Annotated in this window: 14 protein-coding genes; all 14 read left to right on the top strand. The window is 52.3% G+C overall.

What is annotated here, in order from left to right; genetic code table 11:
• The first annotated feature begins 73 nt into the window (after positions 1–73).
• The 14 genes from EAH77_RS10285 (at position 74) to lpxP (ending at position 12,670) form a co-directional block, all read left to right on the top strand.
• Positions 74–1,054, top strand: a complete 981-nt coding sequence (locus EAH77_RS10285; protein ID WP_140472324.1) for an MDR family oxidoreductase — start codon at positions 74–76, stop codon at positions 1,052–1,054.
• Between the two features lie 163 nt (positions 1,055–1,217).
• On the top strand, positions 1,218–2,219 hold the full coding sequence (gene msrP, locus EAH77_RS10280; RefSeq protein ID WP_140472322.1) for a protein-methionine-sulfoxide reductase catalytic subunit MsrP: 1,002 nt from the start codon (positions 1,218–1,220) through the stop codon (positions 2,217–2,219).
• Between the two features lie 30 nt (positions 2,220–2,249).
• Positions 2,250–2,852: a protein-methionine-sulfoxide reductase heme-binding subunit MsrQ gene (msrQ, locus tag EAH77_RS10275; RefSeq protein WP_140472320.1), complete on the top strand. Its 603-nt coding sequence runs from the start codon at positions 2,250–2,252 to the stop codon at positions 2,850–2,852.
• A gap of 241 nt (positions 2,853–3,093) precedes the next feature.
• Entirely contained in the window at positions 3,094–3,546 is a 453-nt protein-coding gene (aroQ, locus tag EAH77_RS10270; RefSeq protein WP_140472318.1) for a type II 3-dehydroquinate dehydratase, read from the top strand.
• Positions 3,547–3,578: 32 nt separating this feature from the next.
• Positions 3,579–4,040 (top strand): acetyl-CoA carboxylase biotin carboxyl carrier protein, encoded by a 462-nt coding sequence (gene accB, locus EAH77_RS10265; protein ID WP_140472316.1) that lies wholly within the window; start codon positions 3,579–3,581, stop codon positions 4,038–4,040.
• An 11-nt stretch (positions 4,041–4,051) separates the two neighbouring features.
• Positions 4,052–5,401 carry an acetyl-CoA carboxylase biotin carboxylase subunit gene (gene accC / locus EAH77_RS10260; protein WP_140472314.1) on the top strand — a complete coding sequence of 450 codons (1,350 nt, stop codon included), beginning with the start codon at positions 4,052–4,054 and terminating at the stop codon, positions 5,399–5,401.
• Between the two features lie 85 nt (positions 5,402–5,486).
• Positions 5,487–5,729, top strand: a complete 243-nt coding sequence (locus EAH77_RS10255) for a YhdT family protein (RefSeq protein ID WP_140473044.1) — start codon at positions 5,487–5,489, stop codon at positions 5,727–5,729.
• Positions 5,719–7,164, top strand: coding sequence for a sodium/pantothenate symporter (gene panF, locus EAH77_RS10250; RefSeq protein ID WP_140472312.1), 1,446 nt, complete (start codon positions 5,719–5,721; stop codon positions 7,162–7,164). The genes EAH77_RS10255 and panF overlap by 11 nt, the downstream gene beginning before the upstream one ends.
• 42 nt (positions 7,165–7,206) lie before the next feature.
• On the top strand, positions 7,207–8,091 hold the full coding sequence (gene prmA / locus EAH77_RS10245) for a 50S ribosomal protein L11 methyltransferase (RefSeq protein ID WP_140472310.1): 885 nt from the start codon (positions 7,207–7,209) through the stop codon (positions 8,089–8,091).
• Positions 8,092–8,246: 155 nt separating this feature from the next.
• Positions 8,247–8,984: a carbonic anhydrase gene (locus tag EAH77_RS10240; RefSeq protein ID WP_140472308.1), complete on the top strand. Its 738-nt coding sequence runs from the start codon at positions 8,247–8,249 to the stop codon at positions 8,982–8,984.
• A gap of 414 nt (positions 8,985–9,398) precedes the next feature.
• Positions 9,399–10,364, top strand: a complete 966-nt coding sequence (gene dusB, locus EAH77_RS10235) for a tRNA dihydrouridine synthase DusB (RefSeq protein ID WP_140472306.1) — start codon at positions 9,399–9,401, stop codon at positions 10,362–10,364.
• Positions 10,365–10,385: 21 nt separating this feature from the next.
• A complete protein-coding gene (gene fis, locus EAH77_RS10230; protein WP_004097144.1) occupies positions 10,386–10,682 on the top strand; it encodes a DNA-binding transcriptional regulator Fis in 297 nt (98 codons plus the stop codon).
• A gap of 217 nt (positions 10,683–10,899) precedes the next feature.
• Positions 10,900–11,331, top strand: a complete 432-nt coding sequence (locus EAH77_RS10225) for a DoxX family protein (protein ID WP_140472304.1) — start codon at positions 10,900–10,902, stop codon at positions 11,329–11,331.
• Positions 11,332–11,746: 415 nt separating this feature from the next.
• Positions 11,747–12,670: a kdo(2)-lipid IV(A) palmitoleoyltransferase gene (gene lpxP / locus EAH77_RS10220; protein WP_140472302.1), complete on the top strand. Its 924-nt coding sequence runs from the start codon at positions 11,747–11,749 to the stop codon at positions 12,668–12,670.
• Positions 12,671–12,716 lie beyond the last annotated feature (46 nt).

The following is a 12,716-nucleotide window of genomic DNA, read 5'->3' as shown; positions in this document are numbered from 1 at the left end:
GTGTAAGTTGGGTTATATTCATAGCATAGCAACTGAATTATCAATCAATTCAGAATTCTTATGGAGATCGGTAATGCGAGCACTTTTGTTAGAGCAAAACGACGGTAAAACCCTGTCTTCCATCGGCCAGATTAGCGCCGAACAGCTGCCAGAAGGTAACGTTGTCATTGATGTTGACTGGTCCAGTCTGAATTATAAAGACGCGATGGCGATCACCGGGACGGGTAAAATTATCCGTCATTTTCCGATGGTTCCGGGGATAGATTTCGCCGGGCGCATCAGCAGCAGTCAGGACAAACGCTACAGTGTGGGCCAACAGGTGGTGCTTACCGGTTGGGGCGTGGGTGAAACCCATTGGGGCGGTCTGGCAGAACAGGCTCGCGTCAAAGGCGACTGGCTGGTTCCGCTACCTGAAGGACTCGACGCCCGCCATGCGATGATTATCGGCACGGCCGGTCTTACCGCCATGCTCTGCGTAATGGCGTTGGAAGAAGGCGGCGTGCTGCAAGACAGCGGCGATGTCATTGTCAGCGGTGCCAGTGGCGGCGTGGGCAGCACAGCGGTTACTCTGCTGGCGACACTGGGCTACAACGTCGTCGCCATCAGCGGACGCGCCAGTAATACCGACTACCTGACCAAACTCGGCGCCAAACGGGTGTTGACCCGTGAGGAGTTCAATAAAGAGGGGCGCGCCCTGGATAAACAGCTATGGGCCGGTGCTATCGATACCGTAGGTGACCAAACGCTGGCGACGCTGCTGTCGCAAACGGTGTATGGCGGTACCGTTGCGGCCTGCGGCCTGGCAGGGGGTTATCAGCTACCGACGACGGTGATGCCGTTTATTCTGCGCAACGTGCGTCTGCAGGGCGTTGACTCCGTGATGTGTCCGCTGCACCGGCGTATGGAGGCGTGGGAACGCCTGGCGCAAACCTTACCGGCTGCGTTCTATCAGAATGCAGCCACGGAAATCAGCCTGGAGCAAGTGCCTGAAACCGCTGCCGGAATCATGGCGAATACGGTCACTGGCCGGACACTGGTAAAAGTACGGGTGTAATACCCTTATTTAATACAGCGGGCATTCGTGCCCGCGAAATTGCCTAAGCATTTGTAAGGAATTTCAAATTTCCCTCCTGCCCTCTCGCTAAATCGACGTTTACCCATCATTCTTTAGTCATATCCATCAATAACTATAATGATCAAATAATACCGGAGCGGGTATGAGCAAACATCGCAAGCTGACTGAGGCGGACGTCACGCCAGAAAGTATTTTCCACGACCGCCGCAAAGTGCTGCAGGCATTAGGGATTAGCGCGGCTACGCTGGCATTGCCACAAAGTGCGAAAGCCGATGTGCTCTCATGGTTCAAAGGTCATGACCGCCCAAAAGCCCCGGCGGGCAAACCTCTCGACTTCACCAAACCAGCGGCTTATCAGAATGATTTGGCGCTGACGCCGGAAGATAAAGTCACTGGTTATAATAACTTTTACGAATTTGGGTTGGATAAAGCCGATCCGGCAGCCAATGCCGGCCAGTTGGTGACGACGCCGTGGAAAATTGTCATTGATGGCGAAGTCGGAAAACCGATCACCCTCGATATGGATGACATCATGAAGCGCTTCCCGCTCGAGCAACGTATTTACCGCATGCGCTGCGTGGAAGCCTGGTCGATGGTGGTTCCATGGATTGGCTTCCAGCTAAGCAACATTATTAAATTGGCTGAACCTAACAGCAACGCGCGGTTTGTGGCCTTTAAAACGCTGTATGACCCGGAGCATATGCCGGGCCAGAAAGACCGCTTCATCGGTGGCGGGCTGGATTATCCCTACGTTGAGGGTCTGCGATTGGATGAAGCGATGAACCCGCTGACCATGCTGACCGTTGGTGTCTACGGCAAAGCGCTGCCACCGCAAAATGGTGCGCCTATTCGCCTGACCGTACCGTGGAAATACGGTTTCAAGGGGATAAAATCTATCGTGAATATCAGTCTGACCAAAGATCAGCCGCCAACCACCTGGAACCAGATCGCCACCAACGAATACGGTTTTTATGCCAATGTGAACCCGCAAGTCGACCACCCGCGCTGGTCGCAGGCCACGGAACGCTTTATCGGCTCCGGCGGCATTCTTGACGTAAAACGCCAGCCGACGCTGCTGTTTAATGGCTACGGCGAGCAGGTTGCCTCGATGTACCGCGGACTGGATCTGCGCACTAATTATTAATTGTCGGGGTAAACAGATGAGGGAAGCGCAATGCGGCGTTTGAGTCTGACACAGATCACATGGCTGAAAGTCGTCATCTATATGGCGGCTTTTTTGCCGTTTCTGTGGCTATTACTGTCCGTCAATCAGGGCTGGTTCAGCGCCGATCCGGCTAAAGATATCCAGCATTTTACTGGCCGAATGACGCTGAAACTGCTTTTGGCAACCCTGCTTATCGCGCCGGTGGCGCGTTATGGCAAACAGCCATTGTTGATCCGCGTGCGCCGTCTGGTGGGTTTATGGTGTTTTGCCTGGGGAACTCTGCATCTTCTGAGTTACGCCTTCCTTGAGCTCGGCATTAACAATCTGGGGCTGCTTGGCAGTGAGCTGATTTCACGGCCTTATCTGACGCTCGGTATCATCAGTTGGATTATCCTGCTGGCGCTGTCCTGTACTTCAACTCTGTGGTCACAGCGCAAACTGGGCGGCAAGTGGCAAACGTTGCACAACTTTATCTATGTTGTCGCCATCCTGGCACCTATTCACTATCTGTGGTCAGTCAAAATCTTGTCGCCACAACCCATCATCTATGCCGTAATTGCAGCGATATTGTTGGCATTTCGCTATAAAAAATTCCGTCAGTGGCTGCGGTGATGTGCGGAACTTTTCTGTGTCCTACCCCTCAAATTCCCATAGTGAAAACCCTCAGCTTCAGTCTGAGGGTTGATTATCTTCGCTGATAAGACCAGTATTTAGCTGCGAATTGCCACGATATCATTATAATGCCCGACCTCGTGCTAAACAGCCGGGTGGATTTGCCGCGAAAAAGGTGACAAATCGGTGACATCAGGGTATTTTCTACAATCTTTGTCTAATTGCCGGAGATAGGCTCACAATGGCGGATAAGTTTGACATTTTGCTACTCAACGGTCCTAACCTGAACTTGTTAGGGACGCGTGAGCCTGAAACCTACGGAAGCACCACGCTCAACGATATTGTTAAAGGTTTAGAACAGCAGGCCGCAGCGGCGAATATTGCGCTGAGCCATCTGCAATCGAACGCAGAGCATCTCCTGATTGATAGAATCCATCAGGCGCGCGGAAATACCGATTTTATCTTGATTAACCCCGCAGCCTTTACCCATACCAGCGTGGCGTTACGCGATGCGTTGCTGGCAGTGCAGATCCCGTTTATCGAGATCCATCTGTCGAACGTACACGCCCGTGAAGCCTTCCGGCACCACTCCTATCTTTCCGATATCGCAGTGGGCGTTATCTGTGGACTTGGCGCAGATGGCTACCATTTTGCTTTACAGGCAGCGGTTAACCGCTTGTCTAAAACCCATTAATTTCTACGCAAAAAGAGTACGGAATCACACCCATGGATATTCGTAAAATCAAAAAACTGATCGAACTGGTTGAAGAATCAGGCATTTCTGAACTGGAAATTTCTGAAGGCGAAGAATCAGTGCGCATCAGCCGTGCAGCACCTGCACCGGCTTATCCTATGATGCAACAAGCTTACGCCATGCCAATGCAACAACAGCCGGGTCTGGCTGCTGCCGCACCGGCGGCGGCTCCTGTTGAAGCGGCTCCGGCGGCGATCAGCGGACACATCCTCCGTTCACCGATGGTGGGGACTTTCTACCGTACACCAAGCCCGGACGCGAAAGCCTTCGTGGAAGTCGGCCAGAAAGTTAACGCAGGTGACACCCTGTGCATCGTTGAAGCAATGAAAATGATGAACCAAATTGAAGCAGACAAATCTGGCGTGGTTAAAGCCATTCTGGTGGAAAACGGCCAGCCGGTTGAATTCGACGAGCCGCTGGTCGTCATCGAATAACGAGGCGTACCATGGTAGATAAAATTGTTATAGCGAACCGCGGCGAGATCGCGTTACGTATCTTGCGTGCCTGTAAAGAACTGGGCATCAAAACCGTAGCCGTCCACTCCACTGCTGACCGCGATCTGAAGCACGTCCTGCTGGCAGACGAAACCGTCTGTATTGGCCCTGCGCCTTCAGTAAAAAGCTATCTGAACATCCCGGCTATTATCTCTGCGGCTGAAATCACTGGCGCGGTGGCTATCCACCCTGGCTACGGTTTCTTGTCCGAGAATGCCGACTTCGCTGAACAAGTTGAACGTTCTGGCTTCATCTTTATCGGCCCGAAAGCAGAAACCATTCGCCTGATGGGCGACAAAGTTTCGGCTATCAGTGCGATGAAAAAAGCAGGCGTCCCCTGTGTGCCGGGTTCTGACGGCCCACTGGGCGACGACATGGACCAAAACCGTGCCCATGCAAAACGCATTGGCTATCCGGTGATCATCAAAGCCTCTGGTGGCGGCGGTGGTCGTGGTATGCGTGTTGTACGTGCCGACAAAGATCTGGAACAGTCCATCACCATGACCCGTGCGGAAGCTAAAGCGGCTTTCAACAACGACATGGTTTACATGGAAAAGTACCTGGAAAACCCACGCCATATCGAAATTCAGATTTTGGCCGACGGTCAGGGCAACGCCATTTATCTGGCAGAGCGTGACTGCTCCATGCAGCGTCGTCACCAGAAAGTGGTTGAAGAAGCACCTGCGCCGGGCATCACCGCAGAAATGCGTCGCTATATCGGCGAACGTTGCTCTAAAGCCTGTGTGGACATCAATTACCGCGGTGCGGGGACCTTCGAGTTCTTGTACGAAAACGGCGAGTTCTATTTCATCGAAATGAACACCCGTATTCAGGTAGAGCATCCGGTTACCGAAATGATCACCGGCGTTGACCTGATCAAAGAGCAGCTGCGTATTGCTGCCGGTCAGCCGCTGTCAATCAAACAGGATGAAGTACGCATTCAGGGCCATGCGGTCGAATGTCGTATCAATGCTGAAGACCCGAATACCTTCCTGCCAAGCCCTGGCAAAATCACCCGTTTCCACGCTCCTGGTGGTTTTGGCGTGCGCTGGGAATCGCACATTTACGCTGGCTACACTGTGCCGCCGTACTACGATTCCATGATCGGCAAGCTGATCACTTACGGTGAAAACCGTGATGTGGCGATTGCCCGCATGAAGAACGCACTGGCTGAATTGATCATCGATGGCATCAAAACCAACATTGATCTGCAAATGCGTATCATGACCGACGAAAACTTCCAGCACGGTGGCACCAACATCCACTATCTGGAAAAGAAACTCGGATTGCAGGAAACTTAAGAACGTATCCTTGTGTACTTTCTTACTAAGGCCGGATATTCCGGCCTTTTTTCGTTTGGGACTTTTGATGATGAAGACTCAGAAAATAGATAAGCGCTTTCTACAAGCCAACCGGGAAGCCCGCTGGGCGTTCGGTTTAACGCTGGCCTACCTGCTGGCATGGTGTCTGGCAGCCTATATACCGGACGACAAACAGGGCATTACCGGCCTTCCACACTGGTTTGAGATGGCTTGTCTGCTGGTTCCGTTGATATTTATTCTTTTGAGCTGGCTGATGGTTCGCGTGATTTACCGCGACATTCCGCTGGAGGACCCTCATGCAGACTGAAGTCTTATTGCCGCTGGTGGCCTACTTGCTGTTGGTCTTTGGGCTGTCGGTCTATGCCTATACCCGCCGACAGGAAGGCAGCTTCCTCACCGAGTATTTTCTCGGTAACCGCTCGATGGGCGGTTTCGTTCTGGCGATGACCCTTACCGCCACGTACATCAGCGCCAGTTCTTTTATCGGCGGTCCCGGTGCGGCGTACAAATTTGGTCTCGGCTGGGTCTTGCTGGCGATGATTCAGCTGCCCGCCGTCTGGCTTTCGCTCGGCGTACTCGGCAAGAAATTCGCGATTCTGGCGCGGCGCTATAACGCGGTCACCCTTAACGACATGCTGTATGCGCGGTATAAAAGCCGTCTGCTGGTGTGGCTCGCGAGTTTCAGCCTGCTGGTCGCCTTCCTCGGCGCCATGACCGTACAGTTCATCGGTGGTGCGCGATTGTTGGAAACTGCCGCCGGTATTCCCTACGACACTGGCCTGCTGATCTTCGGCATCAGTATTGCACTGTACACCTCGTTTGGTGGCTTCCGAGCCAGCGTACTTAACGACGCTATGCAAGGACTGGTGATGCTACTCGGCACAATCTTGCTGCTCGTCGCCGTGATTCATGCTGCGGGCGGCCTGCACAGTGCGGTGGATAAACTGCAGCAGATTGATCCGAAACTGGTGTCTGTGACGGGCGCCGGGGACGTGCTTTCTCTGCCGTTTATGGCGTCGTTCTGGGTGCTGGTGTGTTTTGGCGTGATTGGTCTGCCGCACACCGCCGTGCGCTGTATCTCCTACAAAGACAGCAAAGCGGTTCACCGGGGCATTGTGCTCGGTACCATCGTGGTCGCCATCTTGATGTTTGGTATGCATCTGGCCGGTGCGCTGGGCCGGGCTATTTTGCCGGATCTGAAAATTCCTGATCAGGTTATCCCGACGCTGATGATCACCGTTTTGCCACCGTACGCCGCAGGGATTTTCCTTGCTGCGCCGATGGCGGCGATTATGTCGACCATCAACGCCCAGCTGTTGCAGTCATCTGCGACTATCGTTAAAGACTTGTATCTGGGCGTTCGTCCGGAACAGATCACCAATGAGAAGCGCCTGAAGCGTTTTTCCAGCTGGGCGACCTTCGTGCTTGGCCTGCTGGTATTGCTGGCCGCGTGGCGTCCGCCAGAGATGATTATCTGGCTTAATCTGCTGGCCTTCGGCGGGCTGGAAGCGGTGTTCTTGTGGCCGCTGGTTCTTGGACTTTATTGGGAACGTGCTAACGCGGCAGGAGCGCTCAGCTCAATGATTGTTGGTGCGGTTTGTTATACCCTGCTTGCCAGTTTTGACCTGCATCTCGCCGGTCTGCACCCGATTGTACCGTCGCTGTTACTCAGCCTGATGGCTTTTTACATCGGCAATAAGTTTGGCGACCGCCATACTGAATCCGCGCTGCAGCCGTCCTGACGGGCGGCTCCATTTTTACCGCATGCTTAGAAGAGAATTGCTATGCCTTGGATCCAACTAAAAATTAACACCACGGGTAACGACGCGGAAACGCTCAGCGACGCGCTTATCGACAGTGGTGCCGTGTCAGTGACCTTCCTCGACACCCATGACAACCCGGTGTTTGAACCGCTGCCGGGGGAAACTCTGCTGTGGGGCGACACCGACGCCATCGGCCTGTATGACGCGGAAACGGATATGGCCGCCGTGGTCGCCATGCTGGAAAACGAACCGCTGCTGGGCAAAGGTTTTGCACATAAAATCGAGCAACTGGAAGACAAAGACTGGGAGCGTGAGTGGATGGATAACTTCCACCCAATGCGTTTCGGCCAGCGCCTGTGGATCTGCCCGAGCTGGCGAGACGTGCCGGACCCAACCGCCGTGAACGTAATGCTCGACCCCGGTCTGGCGTTCGGAACAGGAACTCATCCAACCACGGCCATGTGCCTCGAGTGGCTGGATGGGTTAGACCTGCAAGGCAAAACTATCATCGACTTCGGTTGTGGCTCTGGCATTTTGGCGATTGCCGCCCTGAAACTGGGTGCAGCACAGGCTATCGGCATTGATATCGACCCGCAGGCCATTCAGGCCAGCCGCGATAACGCGCAGCGTAACGGTGTCTCAGAGCGTCTGTCGCTCTATCTGCCCGAAGACCAGCCGGACACTCTTTCTGCCGATGTCGTGGTGGCTAACATCCTTGCTGGCCCATTGCGTGAACTGGCACCGCTTATCAGCATATTGCCGGTTGCCGGTGGTCATCTCGGATTGTCGGGTATCCTTGCCAGCCAGGCCCAGGGAGTGGTTGATGCCTATCAGGCGCTGTTTGAGCTTGATCCGATTGCCGAAAAAGAAGAGTGGTGCCGCATTACCGGTGTTAAAAAAGGCTAATGCTTTCCGTCCGTTTTGCAACGTGTAGCAGAACGGGCGGTTCCCTCATTTCCCAATACCCCCCCTCGCGACTTCCCGCTATAATCTGCCGCGGCCAAAAAGGCCATATTTAAAACAGGGTTATTATTCTCCATTGGCATTGAAAGGGATATTTCATGAAAGCGAAATTATTGGCGGTCGTTCTGGCGGCATTCTGTTCTCAGGCGATGGCACAAGACGCCGCACACTGGTCTTATGAAGGTGAAGCCGCACCGCAAAACTGGTCGAAACTCAATCCCGAGTTTATGTTGTGCGAAAAGGGTAAAAACCAGTCACCGGTGGATATTCATGGCGCGCTGCAAACACATTCTCAACCACTGAACATCGACTACAAACTGGCTCCAGAGAGCGTCATCAACAACGGTCACAGCATTCAGGTTGATGTGAAAGAAGGTGATGTCCTGACCCTGGATGGCGAGAGATTCGTTCTGCAACAGTTCCATTTCCATGCGCCAAGCGAAAATACCATTAATGGTAAATCCTTCCCGCTGGAAGCCCACTTTGTGCATATGGATGCGGCCGGTGAAATCGCAGTCGTCGCGGTAATGTTCGACATCGGTAAATCAAACTCCGCGCTTGAGAAAATCTGGCAGCGTATTCCTGCGCAAATCGGCCAGAAAGCCCCACTGACGGAAAAAGTGGATCTGAACAACTTGCTGCCAAAAAACCTCACCCACTACCGCTTCAGCGGTTCTCTGACCACCCCACCTTGTACCGAAGGTGTGCGTTGGTTAGTGGTGCAACAGCCGATGACCGTGACCGTTCAGCAACTGAACGCGTTCACCTCGGTTATGCACCATGCTAATAACCGCCCAGTGCAAAAACTCGACGGCCGTGTGATTGTCAGCGAATAAACTGATGCGACGCAGTGGCGCTTTACCTTTACGGTGACGCGCCGTTTTTCTGCCTGCTGGTGCTGCACACAGGGTGTTATTGATTATTACCCCGGATGACTCACTTTTTAACCAAATCAAGATCTACATCACAGAAAATTTGCGGTTATTGCTACTTTAAACAACAATTTTAACCTTAGATTCAACTGGCTTACCCTGTATATACAGCGAGTTTTAAGGAATTTTCACAAGCGCACAATTTAACCAACCACACCTAACTTAATGTTTTTTATAAATAAAAATACCCTATCGACAAATAACACCTTTCAGAGAAGTGTTTTGCAGGAGTATTGGTCAAAGTTTGGCCTTTCATCTCACTCCAAAAATGCGTAATATACGCGCCCTTGCGGACATCAGTATGGTCATTCTAAGTCTATGCGCATCGGACACCACCAGCTTACAAATTGCCTGATTGCGGCCCCAATGGCCGGTATAACAGACCGACCGTTTCGTGCCTTATGTCATGCGATGGGAGCTGGAATGGCAGTCTCCGAAATGCTCTCTTCCAATCCGGAAGTGTGGCGGACGGACAAGTCGCGATTGCGTATGGTACATAACGATGAACCGGGTATCAGAGCCGTGCAAATTGCCGGTTGCGATCCCGAAGATATGGCGGCTGCCGCCCGAATTAATGTGGCGAGCGGTGCGCAAATCATTGACATCAATATGGGTTGCCCGGCCAAGAAAGTGAACCGCAAACTGGCAGGATCTGCCTTGTTGCAGTATCCGGATCTGGTCAAACAGATTCTCTCTGCCGTTGTGAATGCGGTAGATGTGCCAGTCACGTTGAAAATTCGTACTGGTTGGGCACCGGAACACCGTAACTGTGTACAAATTGCCCAATTGGCTGAAGACTGTGGAATTCAGGCCCTGACAATTCATGGCCGAACCCGTGCCTGCCTCTTCAATGGAGAGGCGGAATACGACAGTATTCGGACAGTTAAGCAGAGTGTTTCCATTCCGATTATCGCGAATGGCGACATAACTGACCCGCATAAAGCCAGGGCAGTACTCGACTACACCGGAGCTGATGCTCTGATGATTGGACGTGCTGCTCAGGGGAGACCCTGGATCTTCCGGGAAATCCAGCATTATCTGGACACAGGGGAGCTGTTACCACCGCCACCAATTGGGGAGGTTCAGCACTTGTTGTTAGGGCACATACGGGAATTGCACGACTTTTATGGTCAAGGCAAGGGATTCCGTATCGCCCGTAAGCACGTTTCCTGGTATCTCCAGGAGCATGCCCCGAATGACCAGTTTCGGCGCTCCTTCAACGCCATAGAGGATGCCAGCGAACAGCTGGAGGCGTTGGAAGCATATTTCGAAAATCTTGCGTAACAAAAAAGAGCTGACAGAACTATGTTCGAACAACGCGTGAATTCTGACGTACTGACCGTTTCTACCGTTAATTCTCAGGATCAGGTAACCCAAAAACCCCTGCGTGACTCGGTAAAACAAGCACTTAAGGGCTATTTTGCTCAGTTAAATGGTCAGGACGTGAATGACCTGTATGAGTTGGTATTGGCTGAAGTTGAACAGCCACTGTTAGACATGGTGATGCAGTATACCCGTGGCAACCAGACTCGTGCGGCCCTGATGATGGGTATCAACCGCGGTACGCTGCGTAAGAAACTGAAAAAATACGGCATGAACTGATACTAGTCAGTAGTCTGTTGATAAAAGGCGCTTTTCCGCAAGGGGAGCGCCTTTTTTGTGATGATTTTTTAGGGTGAAAGTGTCGAATCAGAGAGCGTGAGGAACGAAATTGCGCAAAACTTAACCCAGATCAAGTTGAATGAGAATAATTACACCATTGATCTGGTGGATACGTCGTAATTTAATAGGACAAAAAGACACCTCTGAGGACACGACCATGTTACAGAAAATTATCACTCGCTTTAACGCGTCTTTAAGTAAACCGGATCTGGCTAACCTGCTGTTACGTCTGACTTTCGGTCTACTAATATTCCATGGCTGGCATAAACTTCACGGAGGTATTGGCGGCATACAGTCTATGCTCGAAGCTCACGGCATTCCGGGGTTTGTGGGTTATGGGGTACTGGTGGGTGAATTCATCGCCCCTATCATGATCATCCTTGGCATCTTTACCCGCCCGGCGGCACTGGTGGCGGCCGTGACGATGCTGGTTGCCTGGCTGTTGGTGGGTATCTCGCATACCTTCGAGCTTTCGCAGACCGGTGCCTGGGCGATTGAAGATATTGTCTATTACTTCATGGTGGCGGTGGTTATCGCACTGCTGGGTTGTGGCCGTTATTCGGTGATGAAAAATCCACTGTACCGCTAATGTTATCAATCTCGTGAAAATGCGCCTTAGCCGGGCGCATTTCTTTTTTGGTTTTTACCTATGCGATTAAGCGCTGTGCAAAAATTTGCTGTAATCCATTATTCCTGAAGACATTTTAAAAGTGTGCAAAATTAGACATCAAATAGTGGGGTTCTCGGACTATCCCCCACTCTGGATTCACATATGGCCGTGATATACTTTAGGGCAAGAGTCGTTCTCGTCCCGCTCATCGTCTACGGAAAGTCTATTAGCAACGCGATCCGGCCTTTTAATGTAAAGATTGCGTCAAGTTCGGTGCCGTTTCAAACATTGCCCCACTTATGTTGTCCCAATCTTTGCTACACAACCCGTATCGCTGTTGAGCTTTCTCTATCCGCGGTACCTCAGATTCTTCAATACCGATGATTGAGCTTATATGACATCTCCATCCCGCTTTCGTGCCTCATTTCTGCACCCCCGTTACTGGCTGACCTGGTTCGGCCTGGGCATTCTGTATCTTCTGGTGCAACTGCCTTACCCCGTGCTTTATCGCCTCGGTAACTGGCTTGGCCGCACTTCCATGCGCTTTCTGAAACGCCGCGTGTCTATTACCCGCCGCAACCTCGAACTGTGCTTTCCTCATCTCGACAAAGTCCAGATTGAACAGCGGATCGTCAGCAATTTTGAATCCCTGGGGATGGGTTTGCTGGAAACCGGCATGGCCTGGTTCTGGTCAGATGCACGGGTAAAACGCTGGTTTGATGTCAGTGGGCTTCACAACCTGAAGAAGGCGCAGCAAGACAACAAAGGTGTACTGGTGATTGGTGTGCACTTTATGTCACTGGAGCTGGGTGGCCGCGCAATGGGTCTCTGCCAGCCAATGATGGCGATGTATCGCCCGCACAACAACAAAGCCATGGAATTCGTACAAACCTGGGGCCGTATGCGCTCGAATAAAGCCATGCTGGATCGCAAAGACCTGCGCGGTATGGTACATGCGCTGAAAAAAGGCGAAGCGGTATGGTTTGCACCGGATCAGGATTATGGTCCGCGTGGTAGCGTGTTTGCCCCACTGTTTGCCGTTGATCAGGCCGCCACCACCAGCGGCACTTACATGCTGGCGCGTCTGGCAAAACCGGCACTGGTCACCGTCGTGTTGATCCGTAAAGAAAAAGCGAAAGGCTATGATCTGGTGATCCAGCCCGCCCTGAAAGATTATCCTATCGACGACGAAATGGCGGCGGCGGCCTACATGAACCGCGTCGTGGAAAAAGAGATTATGCGTGCGCCGGACCAGTATCTCTGGCTACATCGCCGCTTCAAAACGCGCCCGGAAGGGGCCCCGTCGCTCTACCTGTAAGCGATTGATGATTCAAAAAGCCTGACGAAAACGTCGGGCTTTTTTT

The organism is Ewingella americana (assembly GCF_006438725.1).
Classification (GTDB): Bacteria; Pseudomonadota; Gammaproteobacteria; order Enterobacterales; family Enterobacteriaceae; genus Ewingella; species Ewingella americana_A.
The sequence above is the reverse complement of the archived record's forward strand: the minus strand, read 5'-3'. Positions and strand labels throughout refer to the sequence as shown.